Genomic DNA, 19814 nt, shown 5'->3' on the forward strand with positions numbered 1-19814 from the left:
CTTATGGATATTTACGTAAAAAAAGCCATCATTCATCAATTTAGCCCAGACGATACCGATCTCTATCTAGCAGATAAATTTCTCAATATCACGCCTAAAATCGAGGAATACTTGCGTAAGAAGATTGAACGGGTCTACTCCGATGAAGCCAGAACCGGTATTTTCGAAGAGGACAATCCTTTTCTTGAGATGATCTCAGATGACCTATTAGAAACTTCAGTCGCAGTAGCGAATCGTTGGAAGGAAGAATTTGTCGTCTCTGAGAATCAAAAGACTAACGATTTGGTTTTTGTTGAGTTTTCAAAAGAAGGGGTGGACCATTTTGCTTTTCTTCGGATTGCCTTACGGGAAACCCTGACGCATCTTGGTGGTGAAGTGGACAATCCGATTAAGTTGACGCAAAATAATCTACCTGGTTTTGGGACTGGTGCAGATGAAGCTTTGGTCATCAATCTTCAAAGCCGCAAATACCACTTGATTGAAAAACGAATCAAGTACAATGGGACTTTCTTGAACTATTTTTCTGAGAATCTGTTGCAGGCGCAACCCAAGATCTCTCCTAAAAAATCGATCAAGGCACTAGAAAAAACAGCCCAGAAGATTGCGGAAAGCTTTAACACAGATGATTTTCAATTTCAATCAAAGGTTAAATCAGCTATTTTTAACCATATTGAGGAAGAAAATAAACTCTCTCCTGAGAAATTAGCGGATGATCTCTTCGACGACAATCTGACAGCTCGCCTTAGTTTTATTGACCAAGTTAAAGAAGCTGTACCAGAGCCTGTCACCTTTGAAGAGATTGATGCCAGTCGCCAGTTGAAGAAGTTCGAAAATCAGAAATTGTCATTGTCAAATGGAATTGAACTGATCGTTCCGAATAATGTCTATGAAGATGCAGAATCTGTTGAATTCATTCTAAACGATAACGGGACCTATTCTATTTTGATCAAAAATATTGAGGATATACAGAGTAAATAATGATTAAACGTATAGTGAAGATCTTCTTATTCATCTTACTAATATTTGGAATCTACAAGGGAATTCAGATCCATCATGACGTTAAACAAGTCATGCAGTATCGCTCCCTGGTTAGAGAAGTCCTTGCTGAGGAGGATACCACAGCCAATGAAAACCTCATTCTGGCTATGATCTATACAGAGACCAAAGGTCGAGAGGACGATGTCATGCAGGCTAGTGAGAGTGCAAGTGGTGAGACCAATACCATTAGTGATAATAAGGCCAGCATTCGCCAAGGTATTCAGACTCTTTCAGATGAGTTAAAAGAAGCCAAAAAAAAAGGGGTTGATAGCTGGACAGCCGTTCAAGCCTATAATTTTGGGAAGGACTACATCGATTATGTGGCTAAACACGGCGGAACCAATTCCCTAGAGTTGGCCCGCGCTTATTCGCGGGATGTAGTAGCGCCAAGCCTTGGCAATGTAACTGGTGAAACCTATCTTTATCTTCACCCTATTTCCCTATTAAATGGGATGGAACTCTACATTAATGGGGGTAACATTTATTATTCTCGTTTAGTAGAAACCAATATGACAATTATGAAGTTATTTTCATGGTTTTAATCAATCAAGTCAGAGAGTGTGGGACAGAAATCGGTCATTCGTTAGAATTTGATTTCGTCGTCCCACCTCCGCACAGTTGAGTAGAGCTGTAACAGCTGATGAAATCAGCGTAGTAGAGCCCACTCAACCACTGCGTCTTGCTCGACAATCCAAAAATAATTGAGAGGCTAGGACTTTTGTCCCAGCCTCTCTTATAATCTATAAATCTTTTTGTGTATTTTGGCTCTTTCATTCTCAATATTTTGAAATCATTGAATAGCTATGATAAAATACTAGTTAGTTTTAAATTATCTTGAGGAGTTCCTATTGAACAAAAAATTATTCTACGGGCTGCTTTTGGGGTTGATTCTCCTATGTATCGCTTTTTGGGGGAAGTCTCAACAAAAAACGCAGCTGGACCACACGAATTACCTACAAAATACTCGTCCTACCTTATTTTTTCATGGTTATGGCTCGAGTGCTAATGCAGAAAAACACATGACAGATGCGGCAAAAAAAGCAGGGGTTACAGAGACCGTCATTACTGCAAACGTGGCTACCGATGGACAAGTAAAGCTGATAGGGACCATTCCCAAAGGTGCGGTCAATCCAATTATTAAAGTGGAATACCAAAACAATCGCACGCCCGATCCAAAAGTCATCAGCCATTATGCCTATCAGGTAGTTAAAAAACTTCAAGATACCTACCATTTTAAAGAGATGAACGTCGTCGCTCATTCTATGGGAAATATGTCCGTCTTATATTATCTTCTGGAACATGGAAGTGATGAGAATCTGCCAAAAATTGTCAAGCAGGTCGCCATTGCTAACCATGTCGCTGGACTCGAAGGGATGAACCTTCCCCAAGGGTTGACTCTAGATACGCAAACTGGTAACCCCTCCGCAATAAATGAGCAGTACCAGCATCTGTTAGCTCTTCGGGAAGTGTATCCTGAAAATCAAATTGATGTACTGAATATCTATGGAGATATCGGTGGAGAAACGGATGGATCGGTTCTCAATATTTCTTCAAAAGCCCTTCGTTACCTAGTAGCAGAACGTGCAAAAAGCTACCGTGAAGAACAGATTGATGGCAAAGGTGCTCAGCACAGCCAACTTCATGAAAATCCAATAGTAGATAAGTTGTTGATCCAGTTTCTTTGGGGAAAATAAATATGTCATGCATTCTTAAAAAAACTGTAAGCTAGTTTTAAGAAATCAACTGTATAATAAAAATCGAAGTGGGTAAACTCTTTATTTACTTCTTTTTTCATCCCTAGTGAGGTGAGATAAGAATAAGAGATGCCCAGATTTGATTTGAGTTAGAAAGAAGAAAAAGATGAAATTAAAGAAGATTGCATTGTTTGTAACGACGACTTTAGCCTTGTTTACCGCTGTCCCGCGAGTTTCCGCAGATAGTAATGTACAAAAAGTTATCGATGAAACCTATGTCAAGCCAGACTATGTTTTGGGTTATTCTCTAGACCAAAGTCAAATTGAGCAAACCTTGAGTTTGCTGAACTACGATAGTTCAAAAGACAAAGAAGAGTGGAAGACCATGACACCAGAGGTTTACTCTTCGATTATGAACGTTGCGAACGATGATAGTCTAGAACTCTATTCCTCCGTTAAAATTCAAAAATTAGGTAAGAATAAGGCTCTAGAAGTGAATATCGTAACGCCTCAAAACATCACCAAGGTTACCGCAGATATGTATCGTAATGCAGCCGTTACACTTGGATTGGAGCATGCTCAAATTACAGTCGCATCTCCTGTCCAAGTAACAGGTGAAAGTGCCTTAGCTGGTATCTATTACTCGCTTGAGAAAAATGGTGCTAAGGTTTCGCAAGAAAGCAAAGATCTGGCTCAAGAAGAGTTAAAGACTCTATCCGGGATCAACGACGAAAACGCTGGCAAGAAAAACTTCGATGCAGATAAGTTAAACGTCGCTTTGACCGATATTAAAACAGCAGTAGCCAATGCCAAACAGAACAATCAGGATTTGAGTAAGGATGATATCCGGAAAATCGTCGAAGAAACGCTCAAAAATTATAAGCTAGATACAACTGTGACAGGTAACCAGATCAATTTGATCGTAAATTTCGCAGTGAACCTCTCAAAGAGTAGCGTCATCAGCAGCAAAAATTTCACAAAGACCTTGACAGACCTCAAAGATAGTATCGTAGACAAGGCAGGCGATACCTTTAACAATATCAATCTCAATTTTGATACAAATGCCATTTTAAAAGATAGTGGCAACTTCTTCACAGATGCGTGGAATGCCATTGCTGGCTTCTTCGGAGCCATCTGGAATGCCATTGTCAAATTCTTTAGTGGTTTGGTTGGATAAATTAAAAAAAATAGAGCACTCCTGACAACCTGAAAAAGATTACATTCCTTTTTGGGAAAGCGATCTAAAGTTCTATAAAAGTAGCATTGGAGCCAAAATTCCACCGAATATAAAATAGGCACAGAAAAAGCACATAGCTGAAAGATTTTACAATCTTAAAGTTATGTGCTTTAACAATGTAAATATTGTTTTGTGCAGATAATCAATTCAATAGATAATCACATATTTTAACAACAGCAATTCCGTTTATAACAAAATTACATATAAAATGTGACGTCATTGTAACATAGATGTTTTTGGTTTTAATGTAAGATATGCTTAAGGGCAAAGCCCATATCATGCATAAGAAAACTCCCCAAATTGAAAATGTGTGTTCTAAAGCATATGCAAACATGCTAAACAAGGTTGTCAAAATTAACATTTTCCCATTTTTAAAAGATATAAGGTTCTTTCTATAAAACACCTCTTCTACGATTGGTGGCAGTATTATTGTAGATGCTGCAAATAGAATAAGTTTTAACCAATTATCCGCTTTCAAATGAATCATTTCCGTACTAAGATATGGGAACATATTTTCTAAGATATTTGTAAATACGAAAGCAAGACAAAAGAATAATGTCGTCAATATAACCTGTTTCCAAAAAGCAATCCCCCCTTTTATAGAAGCTATCCACTCTTTGATTAAAAAATCTTTTCCTAACCAGAAATATATTGCTAAAATTATATAAAACAAAAAATTGATGTATATATAATATCCTTGAAATAGCAAGCATGCTAGTACAAACAGTACTTCAGTAATAATTGGAAAGATATTTATTTTGATATATTTATTGTCCATCTGATCTGCCCAGTTTCCCTTTTACACTATTTCCACAAAAGCCTTCCACCATATCAGTGGAAGGCTTTTTAAACAATTCAGCTACATTCAATAACTTCCTTTTGAACGTACTATTTCAACCTTTTAGTATCAAAATAGTATCACTCAAGAGTGTTTTGCACCATTTAATCGCTAAAACCCACTGTTTTCAATGGTTTTATAGCAGCGACATATTTGCTTATGTCATTCCCACTCTACAGTTGCAGGTGGTTTACTTGTGATATCATAGACGATGCGGTTAACGTGGTCAACTTCGTTAACGATACGGACTGAGATTTTTTGGAGAACTTCCCAAGGAATTTTAGCGAAGTCAGCTGTCATTCCATCAATCGAAGTGATAGCGCGGATAGCGATAGTGTAGTCGTAAGTACGGCCGTCTCCCATAACACCTACTGAACGAACGCCAGTGTTAACAGTGAAGTATTGCCAGATATCGCGGTCAAGACCAGCTTTAGCGATTTCTTCACGAAGGATAGCGTCTGACTCACGAACAGTTTCGAGTTTTTCTTCAGTGATTTCCCCCATAACACGGATCGCAAGACCTGGACCTGGGAATGGTTGGCGCCATACGATGTGGTCTGGCATACCAAGCTCAGTACCAAGCGCACGAACTTCATCTTTATAAAGAGTGTTCAGTGGCTCGATCAGTTCAAACTGCATATCTTCTGGAAGTCCACCAACGTTGTGGTGAGACTTGATGGTTTGAGCAGTATCCGTACCAGACTCGATCACGTCAGTGTAGAGAGTTCCTTGTGCCAAGAATTTCACATCTTTGAGCTTACTTGCTTCGTCATCAAAGACATAAACAAACTCGTTACCGATGATCTTCCGTTTTTGTTCTGGATCAGATACACCAGCTAACTTATCAAGGAAACGTTTTGCAGCGTCTGCTTTAACGATGTTCAAACCAAACTTACCACCAAGCATATCCATCACTTGATCAGCTTCGCCTTTACGAAGAAGACCGTGGTCTACAAAGATACAGATCAATTGATCGCCGATGGCTTTTTGAAGGAGAACCCCAACAACGGAAGAGTCAACACCACCTGAAAGACCAAGAAGGACACGTTTGTCTCCGACGGTTTCACGGATTTTTTTGATCTGCATGTCAATGAAGTTGTCCATGGTCCAGTCACCTTTAGCCCCACAGATGTTCAAGGCAAAGTTACGCAAGATGTCATAACCGTGAACAGAGTGACGAACCTCAGGGTGGAATTGGATTCCGTAGATTTTCTTGTCTGGATTTTCAATCGATGCAAATGGACAGTCAGCAGAAGTACCAGTGCGGATAAAGTCAGCCGGAATTTCTGTAACAGCATCCCCGTGGCTCATCAAGACCAATTGTTTGTCTGGTGTGCCGGCAAAAAGAGCAGAAGATTCTGTCAAAGTCAGTTCAGATTGACCATATTCGCGGTTACCAGCATCACCTGCAGGAACGACCTTCCCACCCAATTTATGGGTTAACAATTGCATCCCGTAACAGATTCCAAGGATTGGAATACCGAGTTCAAAAATTTCAGGATCGATATCAAAAGAACCTTCCTCGTATACAGAGTTTGGTCCACCTGAAAGAACGATCCCAACTGGATTGATTGCACGAACTTCATCAGCAGAAATCTTGTGGCTCTTCAACTCTGAGAAGACTCCAATTTCACGAATACGCCGTGAAATAAGCTGATTGTATTGGCTACCGTAGTCAAGCACGATGATTTTTTCAACATCATGCAAATCAGTTGATAGGTTTGTCATCTTATCCCCTTCTTAAAGAAATTTACTTTCCTCTATTCTAACACAAAAGCCTTGTCTTTACCAATCTCTGATTGAAGAATTAGGAATTTTACGCTACAATAGAGATAACACAGAGAAAGAGCAAGGTTATGATTCCAGCTTACATTCAAATTCATGATCAGATTAAGTCTGAGATTGATCAAAAAATATGGAAAATCGGGGAGCGTCTTCCCAGCGAACGCGATCTGGCTGAGAAATTTCAGGTGAGTCGGATGACGCTTAGGCAGGCTATTACCCTTCTGGTTGAAGAAGGAGTGCTTGAAAGACGGGTAGGAAGTGGTACCTTTATCACCAGCACGCGCGTTCAAGAAAAAATGCGGGGCACAACCAGTTTTACAGAAATTATGAAATCGCAAGGCAAGGAACCTTCTAGCCAAGTGATTTCTTACAGGAAAACCATTCCTAGCCTCCAAGAAGTGGACAAATTGGGCATTGATAAGACAGAGACCATTATTCGGATGGAACGGGTCCGGTATGCTGATGGGATCCCTGTTGTTTATGAAGTGGCCTCTATTCCAGAGAAATTTATTAAGAATTTCAATCGAGAAGAGGTTACCAGCCATTTCTTCCAAACCCTGGAGCGTCATGGCTATAAGATTGGAAAGTCGCACCAGACCATCTATGCGCGATTGGCCAAGGATAAGATTGCGGACTATTTACAGATTTCAAAAGGGCAAGCTATTTTAGGTCTGACACAGGTTTCCTATTTTGAAGATGGGACGGCTTTTGAGTATGTAAAAAGTCAGTATGTCGGTGAACGGTTCGAATTTTATTTGGAAAATAACTAAGCTCGCAATTCACAGTAATAAAAAAACTCTTCAAATGTTTGGGAGACTTTCTCTCTTTGGCATTTGGGAGCTTTTTTAGGTTGAAGACATTCTTTCTAAATAGTGATAGTAAAGGCAAAATGGAAATATTTTAAAAAAATTTAAAAAAATTTTTATTTTTTCTTCAATTTTTTATTTTTTTTACGAATTAATAGATAGAAGCAGGTTTTAAAGCTTAATAAGAGATATAAGGCAGGAAAAAATGAAAAAAATTAAAATAGATGTGGTAGCTGTTCCCTTGAGCGGGCATCTGTACCCAACTTTAAATCTCGTTAAACCCTTGTTAGATGATCCTTCGATGGAGATCCGGGTTTTCACAGGACCTCAGAAAAAGGCCGTTTCAGAAAGTCTTGGCTTCACTGTCGTTCCAATTCTAGAGGACAAAGTAGAAGAATTTGAACGCGCGGCTAATAACGATAAGAAACTCAATCTTTTTTCAGCTTATCGGCAATTATCCAAGAGTCTGGATTTGATTAATCATGTATCGGATCAATTGTTAGAGGAGTGGCGCGTCAATCGTCCAGATATTGTGATTGCTGACTTTATCACTCTATCAGCAGGGTTTGTGGCAGAAGAGTTGGAAATTCCTTGGATTACCACCATGGCGACACAATTTGCCATCGAAACTCCTTATGGTCCTCCTTGCTTCTTCGGAGGGATGGGAGTCGCGCGCACAAAGAAGGAAGAGAAGGTACAAGCACTATGCCGAAAACTCACGCGCATTGGAAAATACTGTGGGGCTTTCCTCTTACGCAAACGCTTAAAACGTTACAATTTCAAGTTGTACAATCAAAATGGAGTGGAGACCATCTACTCTCCTTATGCCATCTTTGGAATTGGGATGATGGAGCTAGAGTTGAAGACACACTTCCCTCATCAATATGCGTGGCTTGGCCCTTTGGGAACTTCTCTTGAAAAAGCTGAAGATTATCCTTTAGATCTCAGTCCTTACGAGGACAAGACGAAGGTACTCGTGACATGTGGAACCCAGTTGCCTTGGGCGAAGGAGAACTTGCTAGAGCAAACTAAGCAGTTGGCCAAAGAGCATCCAGAATGTCACTTTTTCGTCACCTTAGGAGATGGAGCAAAGGAATTCTCTGAAGAAGAAGTAGCGCCAAATGTGACGGTCGTCTCATATCTACCCTACAAAGAATATATTCCGCAGATGGACTATGTCATTCACCATGGAGGAGCTGGAATCTTTTATCAGTGTATCGAATTTAAAAAACCAGCCTTGATCTTGCCACATGATTATGACCAATTTGACTATGCGATTCGAGGAGTAGAAGCAGGAATTGCCTTTCAAGCACATCGCAATCGCACCGAAGAGATTCAAGCAGGTTTTAAGGCTCTATTAGAAAAAGAATCTTGGGAAAAGTTAGAAAGACTAAACAAACTTTCAAAAACCTACAAGCCGTTGGATACCTTGGAGTTTGAGATTCAACGATTATTAAGACGTGGAACGGATGGTAAACTATGAAAATTCTTGTAACAGGTGCGACTGGCTTCCTTGGAAAATATGTGATCGATGAGTTGTTGGCTCACGATTATTCCATTGTAGCCTTTGGCCGAAACGAAAAAATTGGGAAGGCTCTGGAAGGTGAGCGCGTCCAATTTATCAAAGGGGATTTGAGCGCTATTGAGGAATTAAGACAAACCTTTCAGTCTGTTGATGCTGTGGTTCACGCTGGAGCTTTATCCACTGCCTGGGGACCTTGGAAGGCCTTCTATCAGGCTAATGTAGTTGGTACTCAAAATGTCCTTGACTTGTGCCGTGAATATGCGGTAAAACGCTTGGTTTACGTATCTTCTCCCAGTATTTACGCAGCTGGAAAAGACCAATTAAACATTAAGGAAAGCGATGCTCCCAAAGAAAATCACCTCAACAATTACATCCGAAGTAAATTGGCGTCTGAAAAACTTTTTTCTGACTATTCAGATGTGCCAAGTATCATCTTGCGACCTAGAGGATTATTTGGTGTGGGAGATACCAGCATTTTGCCTCGTGTCTTACGTCTCAGTCGAAAAATTGGAATTCCTTTGATTCGAGGGGGAGAACAGCTCATGGATATGACCTGTGTGGAAAATGTCGCTCTAGCCATTCGTTTGGCATTGGAAGCAAAAGAAGCACACGGGCAAGTTTATAATATTACAAATGGGGAACCAAAGACCTTTAAGTATTTGATCGAAACCACACTAAAAGGATTGGGAGAACCGATTCGCTATCGGAAAATTCCAGCAGGTCTAGTAGCAGGTGTGGCTTATAGCCTTGAAGGGGTGTATCGATTTTTTCATCTGAAAGCCGAACCCCCATTGACTCGCTATACCTATTATCTCCTTCGATATAGCCAAACCCTCGATATTCAAAAGGCTCAAACCGAACTTGGCTACTATTCAAAAATGACCATTGAAGAAGGGATTGACAACTATGTCCAACATGATCAAGCACATTGATTATTTTCCAGCAGGCTATTGCAGCAGTCATTCTGGTCTCTTATTTAAAGGGATTCCGAATGAAAAAATGCAATTTCCAGCAGGTGTCTTTTTGATTCATCATCGTGAAAAAGGCTATATTTTGTACGATACCGGTTATCACTACGAGATTAAGAAAAAAGCTCGATATTTCTGGTACCGTCTAGCCACCCCAATGCAAATGAAAAAAGAAGACCAAATCGATTATTTATTGCAAGAGAGGGGAATTGATCCGGAAAAAATTACTTATGTGATTCTTTCGCATCTGCACCCGGATCATCTTGGCGGAGCAGCACTTTTTCCAAATGCTCATTTCTTTGTTACCCAGGAAGTCTATGAGGTGTACCAAAAACCGAAATTTAAAGATCTGATTTTTAAAGAGTTTTTGCCAGCTGATTTCAAAGATCGGGTGACTTGTCTCAAAGCAGATCAAAGGCATCCTACTTTCCCATATCGCCCGACTGCGGATCTTTTTGGTGATGGGAGCATTCTTATATCATCTATCGATGGACATGCGAGAGGGCAAGGCTGTCTTTATCTGGATGAGCTTAAACTCTTCATCGGAGCAGATCTTTCTTGGGGAGTAGACCTCTTGCCTTACACAGGGCAAATGCGACTGATTCCTTCCTTGGTTCAGGATGATAAGAAGGCTTATTTAAAAGGAGCTGATTTGCTGGAAACACTCTTGCAAGATGGCATTCAAGTTGTGGTCAGCCACGACCCGCAAGATCGGATTGAAAGGATTTTAAATGAAAAAAACAGTCTTTCTGAAAACCTTTATTGAAACCAGATGGTGCCATCGATTCCGTTCTAAGGAGGCCTTGAAGCGATACCAAGATAAACAATTGGCACGCTACCTTGCATTTATCACTTCTCAATCCCCCTATTTTCAAACCCATTCTCCCGAATCCTTTGGAACCATGGATAAAACCTTCATGATGACACATTTCAATGAACTCAATACCCTGGGAGTGGATCGAGATCAGGCTTTAGAGATGGCGATTCGCGGAGAACAAACACGAGATTTTACTGAGATGAATGGAGAAGTAGCAGTGGGCTTGTCTTCGGGGACTTCCGGCCACCGAGGAGTCTTTGTCACCACAGAAAAAGAAAGAAGTATGTGGGCTGCAGCGATTCTAGCCAAGATGCTACCGAAAGGAAAACTCTTTGGTCATCGCATTGCCTTTTTCTTACGAGCGGACAATGAACTCTATCAAACCATTAATTCAGGCCTGATTCGCTTGGAATATTTTGATATTTTCAAGGATAGCAAGGAGCATTTAGAGCGTCTCAAAGACTATCAACCAACCATTGTGGTTGCACCAGCTTCAACCTTGATTGAGTTAGCCAACTATGTCAGCAATCAGCAACTTGCGATTCAACCCGTCAAGGTCGTTTCTGTCGCAGAGATCCTAGAAGATCGAGATGCTCAGATCATAGCCAAAGCTTTTCAACTAGACAAGCTTGATCAGGTCTACCAAGCGACAGAAGGATTTTTAGCTTGTACCTGTTCAGAAGGCAATCTACATCTCAACGAAGATATTTTGTATGTCGAAAAAGAGTATCTAGATGATAGCCGCTTTTATCCGATTATTACGGATTTCAAACGAACCAGTCAACCCATCTATCGCTACCGCCTCAATGATATTTTGGTGGAAGAAAAGTCTCCTTGCCCTTGCGGTTCCGTCTTTACTCGAATCGCAAAGATCGAAGGACGATCAGATGATATCTTCTATTTCAAAAAAGACGATGGCAGTAGCCAAATGATCTATCCGGATTTTATTCGACGGTGTATTCTCTTTGTCGAAAATATTCAGGACTATCAAGTAACTCAGTTGACAGATGGATCCATTACCATTGCCTTGAGTCACCGGACAGAGTCTATGGAGCAAGCGATTTTTGCTCAATTTGAACTCTTAGCTCAGCAGAAACAATTCATTCTCCCAAGTATTCATTTTATCGATTACCAATGGGACCCAACACGTAAATTAAAACGTGTTCAACGACTTCAATAAAAGGAGAATCCTATGACTACTGTAAAAAGACATTTGCAAATTAAAGGCTATGGAACAGCGCTTCCAGCTCATACCGTGACTTTCAAAGACCAAACTCGTTACCGCGTGAAAGAAGGAGAAGAAACACAGATTGATCTTGCAGCGCGTGCGATTGAAGCGGCTTTAAACCATGCAGGACTTAAGATGGCAGACATCGACTGCCTGGTTTCGGCTAGTGCGGTTGGCGTTCAGCCCATTCCTTGTACAGCAGCTCTGATCCATGAGCGCGTGGCCAAGGGACTGACGATTCCTGCTATGGATATCAATACCACTTGTACCAGTTTTGTATCTGCTTTAAGCACTGTTTCTTATCTGATTGAAGGTGGTGAATACCAACGGGTTCTGATTGTATCTAGTGAAGTAGGGAGCCTAGGGCTGAATCCTAAACAAAAAGAAAGCTTTGAATTGTTTAGTGATGGAGCTGCAGCCTTTATTTTTGAAGCAACAAAGGAAGATAAAGGAATCATTGCCAGTATGCAACGTACCTGGTCTGAGGGAGCCCATGATACTGAAATTCGTGGTGGTTTGACAGCTTATCATCCGAAATTGTACTCTGAAGCAACCAAGACTGATTTCATGTTTGATATGAAAGGGAAGAAAATCCTCTTACTTTCTGCCCGTGTTATTCCAGAAATGTTCCAAGAATTCCAAGAAAAATCAGGCATTTCTAAAGATGCTGTAGACTATATTATTCCTCACCAAGCAAGTCGCGCCTTACCACTTGTCATGGACAAATTGGGCGTCGGCAAAGACAAGTACCTCAATATTGTCAGTGATTATGGAAATATGGTTTCGGTAGCCGTACCTTTCGGCCTAGCCTATGCACTGGATCATGGCTATGTGAAGGAAGGAGATACCATCTTCTTGATGGGAACTGCAGCAGGGATGACGGTCAATATGTTGGCACTGAAACTTTAATGATGAATCCTCTTATTTCAAGCTCAAAAAGCATCAAGTCCCGCTAGTCTTTAGCGGGCTTTTTTGATATAATGAAAGGTATGGAAATTGAGAAAACCAACCGAATGAATGCGCTCTTTGAGTTTTATGCAGCGCTCTTGACGGACAAGCAGATGAACTACATCGAGCTCTACTACGCAGATGACTACAGCTTGGCTGAGATTGCAGAAGAGTTTGGAGTGAGCCGTCAAGCGGTCTATGACAATATTAAACGTACAGAAAAGATTTTGGAAGATTACGAAATGAAACTCCATATGTATTCCGATTACATTGTACGCAGCCAGATTTTTGATCAGATTTTAGAACGCTATCCGGAAGATACTTTTCTACAAGAGCAGGTTGAAATTTTATCAAGCATTGACAATCGGGAGTGATTATGGGCAGTCTCGTCATTTATCAAGGAATACCTTGCAAACTATTAGTCGCACAGGAAGTATTTCCTACTCGACTACAGATTATCTCGCCCAATGATATCTCCAAAGCTATGCAAATAGGTTTTAGCTGTTGGGGATATCCAAAAGAAATCATGAAAGAAGTCACACCCGAAGAACTAGAATGTTTGCAACATTTCGGACGATTTCCACTGAATTGAAAAAATAGGAGAAAATAATGGCATTTGAAAGTTTAACCGAACGTTTACAAAACGTCTTTAAAAATCTTCGTAAGAAAGGGAAAATCTCTGAAGCGGATGTCCAAGAGGCAACCAAAGAGATTCGTCTAGCCCTCTTAGAGGCCGACGTTGCCCTTCCTGTTGTAAAAGACTTCATCAAACGGGTCCGCGAACGGGCTGTAGGTCATGAAGTCATCGAAACCCTCAACCCTGCCCAACAAATCGTGAAGATTGTCGATGAAGAATTGACAGCGATTTTAGGATCAGAAACAGCAGAAATTATCAAATCTCCAAAGATTCCAACCATTATCATGATGGTCGGTCTTCAAGGGGCTGGTAAAACAACTTTTGCGGGTAAATTAGCCAACAAATTGGTCAAGGAAGAGAATGCACGTCCTTTGATGATTGCGGCCGATATCTATCGTCCAGCAGCCATCGACCAGTTGAAGACCCTTGGTCAACAGATCAATGTCCCTGTCTTCTCACTCGGTACAGAAGTCCCTGCAGTAGAGATCGTTCGTCAAGGTTTGGAGCAAGCGAGAGCCAACCACAATGACTATGTCTTGATCGATACGGCTGGTCGTCTGCAAATCGATGAAAAACTCATGGGTGAATTGCGCGACGTCAAAGCCCTTGCTGAGCCAAATGAAATCCTCTTGGTTGTCGATGCCATGATCGGTCAAGAAGCGGCCAATGTGGCGCGTGAGTTTAACGAACAACTCGAAGTGACTGGGGTCATCTTGACCAAGATCGATGGGGATACCCGTGGTGGTGCAGCCCTTTCTGTCCGTCAGATTACTGGGAAACCAATCAAGTTTACTGGTACTGGTGAAAAAATCACGGATATCGAAACCTTCCACCCAGACCGTATGTCTGGCCGGATCCTCGGTATGGGGGATATGCTGACACTGATCGAGAAGGCTTCTCAAGAATACGATGAGAAACGCTCTCTTGAACTCGCTGAGAAGATGCGGGAAAACACCTTTGACTTCAACGATTTCATCGATCAGTTAGACCAAGTTCAAAACATGGGACCAATGGAAGATCTGCTCAAAATGCTTCCAGGGATGGCCAACAATCCAGCTATGAAGAACCTTAAGGTTGATGAACGAGAAATTGCTCGCAAACGTGCAATTGTATCATCCATGACCCCAGCTGAACGAGAAAATCCAGATTTGTTAAATCCAAGCCGTCGTCGTCGGATTGCTGCTGGTTCAGGAAATAGCTTTGTCGAAGTCAATAAATTCATCAAGGACTTTAACCAAGCCAAACAGATGATGCAAGGCGTCCTCTCTGGCGATATGAATAAGATGATGAAACAAATGGGGCTCAATCCAAATAACATGCCGAAGAATATGCCTGGTGGAATGCCTGATATGTCTGCCCTCGAAGGCTTGATGGGACAAGGTGGCATGCCTGACTTGTCAGCTCTTGGTGGAGGCGCTGGAATGCCTGATATGAGCCAAATGTTTGGCGGTGGTCTCAAAGGAAAAGCCGGCGAATTTATGATGAAACGGGCAATGAACAAGATGGCCAAACAAATGCGCAAAAATAAGAAAAAACGGAAATAATCGTTTCTAAGAGGGCCTGGAACACACTGTTCTGGGTTCTTTTAGAAACTACTACTAGAGGAAAGATGTTAAAAAAACTATTTCAACAAGTCATTCGTTTCTTTACAAGATTGTTTTCTTCGCACAGAAAGCCCTTTGAATTTCCTAAAGGATCGAAGAAACCACCCATCAGACCGATTATCTTTGTACCTGGGAGTTCAGCCAGTATCCAGCGATTCAACGGAACCATCCGCATGCTCCATCGCTTTTCTAGAAAAAAGCAAAGTCTCTTAAAAATAAAGGTCAATAAAGATGATTCTATAGAGATGGAAGGAAGACTAAATACAAAAGAGCCAAACCCTATGATTGTGATTGGCTTTGAGAATAATCGAGATGGCTACAGCAATATCAAGCAGCAAATCGAATCCCTTAAAATTGCTTTAACCTATCTTCTTGATCACTATCATTTTACTGAGTTTAAGGCAGTGGGTCACTCTAATGGTGGACTGGTTTTGACTGGTTTATTGGAAAGTGGCTTTTTAGAGAAAAAGAAGGTGACCGTGAGCAAGCTGGTTATTATTGGTAGTCCTTACCAATTCAATCAAGAAATGTATGACGATTTTCAAAAATGGAAGCATCGATTAGATAAAGAAGTAGAGGTCCTTAACTTTGTCGGTAGCTTTGCTGGGAAATCAGATGGCATCGTTCCTCTCTCTAGTGCCCAAGCAGCAAAATCTATTTTTGACAATCAAACCTATACAGAAGTGAATTTAAATGGTCGTAAGGCTCATCATTCAGCTTTACCCACTAATCCAGATCTAGTAAAACAATTAAGTCTGTTTTTGAATCTATAATTAAATTACATAATTTCGGTTATGTAATTTTTATTTGTCTCTTGCAATCCTTAGGTAAATATGGTACATTTTTGGTAGCGATTACACATGCTTAAGGAGGATTTTATGAAAGATCCCAAATTATTAGAAACAATGAAAGATTACAAGGGACGGGATGAGGTTCCCGCAGATTTTGATGCTTTTTGGAATCAAGCCCTAGCAAAGATTACTGAACTGCCAGAATACAAGCTCGAAGAACGAGATTTCAGCATTCCAAATGTGATTTGTTATGAATTAACCTTTAAAGGAACCAGAAATGGCCTTGTCTATTCAAGAATGATCCTCCCAAAAACGGATCAAAAGGTTCCCGTTGTTTTCCATTTTCACGGCTATATGGGCCGTTGTTGGGATTGGTCCGACATGCTGGCTTATACAGTAGCTGGCTATGGTGTTGTATCTATGGACGTAAGAGGGCAATCAGGCTATTCAACGGACGGAGATCGCTCACCACTTGGGAATACGGTAAAAGGACAGATTATCCGTGGAGCCGTGGAAGGTCCGGATGAGCTCTTTTATAAAGATATCTACTTAGACCTTTACCAGTTAATTGAAATTGTAGCCAACCTTCCTCAAGTAGATGACAGCAAACTTGCCAGCTACGGAGCCTCTCAAGGTGGTGCCCTGGCCCTGATTGCTGCTGGATTAAATCCCCGAATCCAACGAACAGTCGCCATTTATCCATTCTTATCGGATTTCAGACGGGTATTAGAGATCGGAAATACCAGTGAGGCCTATGACGAGCTTTTCCGTTATTTCAAGTTCCATGATCCATTCCATGAAACGGAAGATCGTTTGATGCAGACTTTGGCCTATATTGATGTGAAAAATTTTGCCCATCGTATCAAAGGACAGGTTCACATGATTACAGGTCTAGATGATGATGTCTGTTATCCTGAAACGCAGTTTGCCATTTATAATCGATTAGAAGGTCCAAAAGAGCATTTAATCATGCCAGAATATGCCCACGAAGCTATGAATGTTCAAGTCAATGATCGAGTCTATAATTGGCTCTGTGGTAGCAAGATTCCATTTCGATATGTAGAAAAATAAGTTAGAAAAGAAAAACAATCAGTAAATCCATGAGATTTGCTGATTTTATTGTGTTTAAAAGGGATCTAGAATAGAAAGGGAAACGAAACAGACCTATATAGCCCCTATAACATCTTTCCGAAAAACTATAATTTTCTTGAAAAATATATCTGGCTATGCTATACTACTAGTATAGCAAGATTTGGAGAAAAACATGAAACGCGAGATCTTATTAGAACGGATTGATAAACTCAAACAAGTCATGCCTTGGTACGTCTTAGAATATTACCAATCAAAACTGGCCGTTCCATACAGTTTTACAACCTTATACGAATACTTAAAGGAATACGATCGATTTTTCACCTGGGTCTTGGAATCTGGTATATCGGATGCTGACACTATGGCCAATATTCCCTTAGACGTTCTGGAGCACATGACCAAGAAAGACATGGAATCATTTATCCTTTACTTACGTGAACGTCCTCTGCTCAATGCCAATACGACGAAAAACGGGGTTTCTCAAACAACCATTAACCGTACCCTTTCGGCACTTTCTAGTCTATATAAATATTTGACTGAGGAAGTTGAAAATGAGCAAGGGGAACCTTATTTCTACCGCAATGTCATGAAGAAGGTTGCGACCAAGAAAAAGAAAGAAACCTTGGCGGCCCGAGCTGAAAATATCAAGCAAAAACTCTTTTTAGGTGACGAGACAGAAGGTTTCCTTAACTATATCGACCAGGAATACCCTCAAACACTCTCCAATCGCGCCTTATCTTCATTCAATAAGAATAAAGAGCGAGATTTAGCCATTATCGCACTCCTTCTTGCCTCTGGTGTCCGTTTATCTGAGGCCGTCAACCTCGATCTTCGAGACCTCAATCTTAAGATGATGGTGATTGACGTTACTCGAAAAGGTGGAAAACGAGACTCAGTCAATGTTGCTGCCTTTGCTAAGCCTTATTTAGAGCAATATCTTGCTATTCGAGACAAACGTTATAAGACAGAAAAGACTGATACAGCCCTCTTCTTAACCTTGTATCGAGGTGTTCCAAACCGGATTGATGCTTCTAGTGTTGAAAAGATGGTGGCCAAGTATTCTGAAGACTTCAAAGTCCGCGTAACCCCCCACAAACTGCGCCATACTCTTGCAACCCGTCTCTATGATGCAACCAAATCTCAAGTTTTGGTCAGCCACCAACTGGGACATGCTAGTACACAAGTTACCGACTTGTATACGCATATCGTTAATGATGAACAGAAAAATGCCTTGGATAGTTTATAAGACACATAATATAAATTATGTAATATTTTAGTGTTAGAAAAAGAGCGTAAGATTTTTTATGGTATCTTACGCTCTTTTATTCTTTCTATAAAAATTCGATCCAATAATTACGGTGTGGCTCAATAATGACTGGTTTTCCCCAGAATGATTTTAGATAGGCCAAGTTTGCAGGAGTGACCGGTCTTTTTTCACCATTGAACTTCTCTGCACTCTCTTCTGTTAGAAAGCATTTAACTGCTTCATATGGTGTGCCATCGCTCGCTATTCGATCAATTCCTAAATACGCAATTTCATCACCGGCTTTTGGAAAATCTGTAAATAGTTTACCAATAAAATAAACCGTCTTATCTTTCATTAATTCATAAGCCTTACTATTTTCCAGTCTGTTATTCGCTGCAGCGTACATAATACAAAAACTGTCCACAATATCTTTCAAAGGCATTAATTCTTCTTTGCTGACTATAATTTCGTCGGGAGCAAGTCCACCAATGATTAAATTTTGATAATGAGGTTGCTGGATGACATTATCTAAAGCCATTCCTAATGGTAGCTTGACAGCTTGATAGCCTAATGGTTCTAGCTCTTGCTTTTTCTGGTCAAGGTGTTCTTGTGTAATACTGATATTCAAATCATATGGACTTGAAGGTTGTTGCTTTCTAAAAAAAGCCACTACTATACGATCTAACTGTTCAAATAGACCAAGTTTTTCAACTGGAATTTTCATCATCGAATATGATCCCCTTTTTGTTCAGATTTCCTCTATATTCTACTCTCATTATTTTTGAATATCAAGAAAAGAAGCCGTGTCATGAACTAACTTTTGATGATAAATCTTAAAAATTTTTGTTTGACATGTTTCTCTTCATCAGCTCTTACCTCATGAATAGCTAACTATAAAAGATAATACAGAAGATCCTACCATTCTTCAGCCATGGACTAGTTGAGTTTTATCACTTCGTCAGCTTTTTCCCAAATTACTGGATTATGGGTTGCGATAATGATTATACGCTCTTGATTCTTTAACATTAAGAGCAAGTCCATCACCTCTTGTGAGGTTTCTGGATCCAGTGCTGCAGTTAGTTCATCTGCCAAAATTAAAGGTGGATCTTTTAAAATGACTTTAGCTAATGCGACACGTTGCGCCTCTCCCCCAGATAATTCATAAATCTTTTGATCCAGAGCAAGGTAAGCCAATCCTACTTTTTTGAGCACTTCTTCTTCTTGCTGCTTCTTCTCTTTTTTCGTTAATTTTTGCCCAATCAATCCCAAATCTAAATTTGTAGCGATAGTCTCGTTTTCAAGCAGGCCAAAGTTTTGAAAGAGATAACCTAATTCACGCTTAAAGAAGTGATGCTGTTTGATTTGTTTCAGTTCTTGCCCTTTATAGCTTATACTCCCTTTTTCATAAGGCTCTATCTTCGCCAAGATATTAAGCAAGGTTGTTTTACCACACCCACTATTTCCGATCAGAGCATAGACCTTACCTTCTGTAAATTGCAAGCTCAAATCTTGAAAGACCGTTCGTTGGCCAAATGATTTGGTTAAATGTTCTATGCTAATCAT

At 40.4% G+C, this 19814-nt stretch carries 20 protein-coding genes; 16 read left to right on the top strand and 4 right to left on the bottom strand.

Going from position 1 to position 19814, the window contains the following annotated elements:
• The first annotated feature begins 3 nt into the window (after window positions 1–3).
• The 4 genes from HMPREF2685_RS06080 (at window position 4) to HMPREF2685_RS06095 (ending at window position 3909) form a co-directional block, all read left to right on the top strand.
• Window positions 4–978 (top strand): nucleoid-associated protein, encoded by a 975-nt coding sequence (locus HMPREF2685_RS06080; RefSeq protein WP_049485699.1) that lies wholly within the window; start codon window positions 4–6, stop codon window positions 976–978.
• Complete coding sequence (locus tag HMPREF2685_RS06085; RefSeq protein WP_003007284.1) at window positions 978–1580, top strand: lysozyme family protein; 603 nt, start codon at window positions 978–980, stop codon at window positions 1578–1580. Before HMPREF2685_RS06080 ends, HMPREF2685_RS06085 begins: the two co-directional genes overlap by 1 nt.
• 357 nt (window positions 1581–1937) lie before the next feature.
• Window positions 1938–2732 (top strand): alpha/beta hydrolase, encoded by a 795-nt coding sequence (locus HMPREF2685_RS06090; protein ID WP_398578101.1) that lies wholly within the window; start codon window positions 1938–1940, stop codon window positions 2730–2732.
• Between the two features lie 166 nt (window positions 2733–2898).
• Window positions 2899–3909: a DUF1002 domain-containing protein gene (locus HMPREF2685_RS06095; RefSeq protein ID WP_049485685.1), complete on the top strand. Its 1011-nt coding sequence runs from the start codon at window positions 2899–2901 to the stop codon at window positions 3907–3909.
• A 202-nt stretch (window positions 3910–4111) separates the two neighbouring features.
• Here HMPREF2685_RS06095 and HMPREF2685_RS06100 read toward each other — a convergent pair whose 3' ends face one another.
• Window positions 4112–4747: a CPBP family intramembrane glutamic endopeptidase gene (locus HMPREF2685_RS06100; protein ID WP_049485686.1), complete on the bottom strand. Its 636-nt coding sequence runs from the start codon at window positions 4745–4747 to the stop codon at window positions 4112–4114.
• 222 nt (window positions 4748–4969) lie between these two features.
• On the bottom strand, window positions 4970–6535 hold the full coding sequence (gene guaA / locus HMPREF2685_RS06105) for a glutamine-hydrolyzing GMP synthase (protein WP_049485834.1): 1566 nt from the start codon (window positions 6533–6535) through the stop codon (window positions 4970–4972).
• Between the two features lie 128 nt (window positions 6536–6663).
• On the opposite strand from guaA, the gene HMPREF2685_RS06110 reads away from it, so the two are divergent.
• The 12 genes from HMPREF2685_RS06110 to xerS all read left to right on the top strand — a co-directional run bounded on the left by HMPREF2685_RS06110 (window position 6664) and on the right by xerS (window position 18251).
• A complete protein-coding gene (locus HMPREF2685_RS06110; RefSeq protein WP_003016564.1) occupies window positions 6664–7362 on the top strand; it encodes a GntR family transcriptional regulator in 699 nt (232 codons plus the stop codon).
• 241 nt (window positions 7363–7603) lie between these two features.
• Complete coding sequence (locus tag HMPREF2685_RS06115) at window positions 7604–8881, top strand: glycosyltransferase (protein ID WP_070465902.1); 1278 nt, start codon at window positions 7604–7606, stop codon at window positions 8879–8881.
• Complete coding sequence (locus HMPREF2685_RS06120) at window positions 8878–9855, top strand: NAD-dependent epimerase/dehydratase family protein (protein ID WP_070465906.1); 978 nt, start codon at window positions 8878–8880, stop codon at window positions 9853–9855. The genes HMPREF2685_RS06115 and HMPREF2685_RS06120 overlap by 4 nt, the downstream gene beginning before the upstream one ends.
• On the top strand, window positions 9830–10657 hold the full coding sequence (locus HMPREF2685_RS06125) for an MBL fold metallo-hydrolase (RefSeq protein ID WP_070465908.1): 828 nt from the start codon (window positions 9830–9832) through the stop codon (window positions 10655–10657). Before HMPREF2685_RS06120 ends, HMPREF2685_RS06125 begins: the two co-directional genes overlap by 26 nt.
• Complete coding sequence (locus tag HMPREF2685_RS06130) at window positions 10623–11888, top strand: F390 synthetase-related protein (RefSeq protein WP_049474941.1); 1266 nt, start codon at window positions 10623–10625, stop codon at window positions 11886–11888. Before HMPREF2685_RS06125 ends, HMPREF2685_RS06130 begins: the two co-directional genes overlap by 35 nt.
• Window positions 11889–11900: 12 nt before the next feature.
• Window positions 11901–12845, top strand: a complete 945-nt coding sequence (locus tag HMPREF2685_RS06135; RefSeq protein WP_045759455.1) for a 3-oxoacyl-[acyl-carrier-protein] synthase III C-terminal domain-containing protein — start codon at window positions 11901–11903, stop codon at window positions 12843–12845.
• An 80-nt stretch (window positions 12846–12925) separates the two neighbouring features.
• Window positions 12926–13258: a putative DNA-binding protein gene (locus tag HMPREF2685_RS06140; protein WP_003001435.1), complete on the top strand. Its 333-nt coding sequence runs from the start codon at window positions 12926–12928 to the stop codon at window positions 13256–13258.
• A gap of 2 nt (window positions 13259–13260) precedes the next feature.
• Complete coding sequence (locus HMPREF2685_RS10860; RefSeq protein WP_049483260.1) at window positions 13261–13476, top strand: hypothetical protein; 216 nt, start codon at window positions 13261–13263, stop codon at window positions 13474–13476.
• Between the two features lie 17 nt (window positions 13477–13493).
• Window positions 13494–15065, top strand: coding sequence for a signal recognition particle protein (ffh, locus tag HMPREF2685_RS06150; protein ID WP_070465910.1), 1572 nt, complete (start codon window positions 13494–13496; stop codon window positions 15063–15065).
• Between the two features lie 65 nt (window positions 15066–15130).
• Window positions 15131–15898 carry an alpha/beta hydrolase gene (locus HMPREF2685_RS06155; protein WP_021153217.1) on the top strand — a complete coding sequence of 256 codons (768 nt, stop codon included), beginning with the start codon at window positions 15131–15133 and terminating at the stop codon, window positions 15896–15898.
• A 105-nt stretch (window positions 15899–16003) separates the two neighbouring features.
• The gene (locus HMPREF2685_RS06160; RefSeq protein ID WP_070465913.1) at window positions 16004–16987 is read left to right on the top strand and encodes an acetylxylan esterase; all 984 of its coding nucleotides are present in this window, start codon (window positions 16004–16006) and stop codon (window positions 16985–16987) included.
• Window positions 16988–17180: 193 nt separating this feature from the next.
• Window positions 17181–18251, top strand: a complete 1071-nt coding sequence (gene xerS, locus HMPREF2685_RS06165) for a tyrosine recombinase XerS (RefSeq protein ID WP_070465915.1) — start codon at window positions 17181–17183, stop codon at window positions 18249–18251.
• Window positions 18252–18336: 85 nt separating this feature from the next.
• Here xerS and HMPREF2685_RS06170 read toward each other — a convergent pair whose 3' ends face one another.
• Window positions 18337–18978 (bottom strand): hypothetical protein, encoded by a 642-nt coding sequence (locus tag HMPREF2685_RS06170; RefSeq protein WP_070465916.1) that lies wholly within the window; start codon window positions 18976–18978, stop codon window positions 18337–18339.
• Window positions 18979–19187: 209 nt separating this feature from the next.
• Complete coding sequence (locus HMPREF2685_RS06175) at window positions 19188–19814, bottom strand: putative bacteriocin export ABC transporter (RefSeq protein WP_070465918.1); 627 nt, start codon at window positions 19812–19814, stop codon at window positions 19188–19190.

Source organism: Streptococcus sp. HMSC074F05, assembly GCF_001808725.1.
Classification (GTDB): domain Bacteria; phylum Bacillota; class Bacilli; order Lactobacillales; family Streptococcaceae; genus Streptococcus; species Streptococcus parasanguinis_I.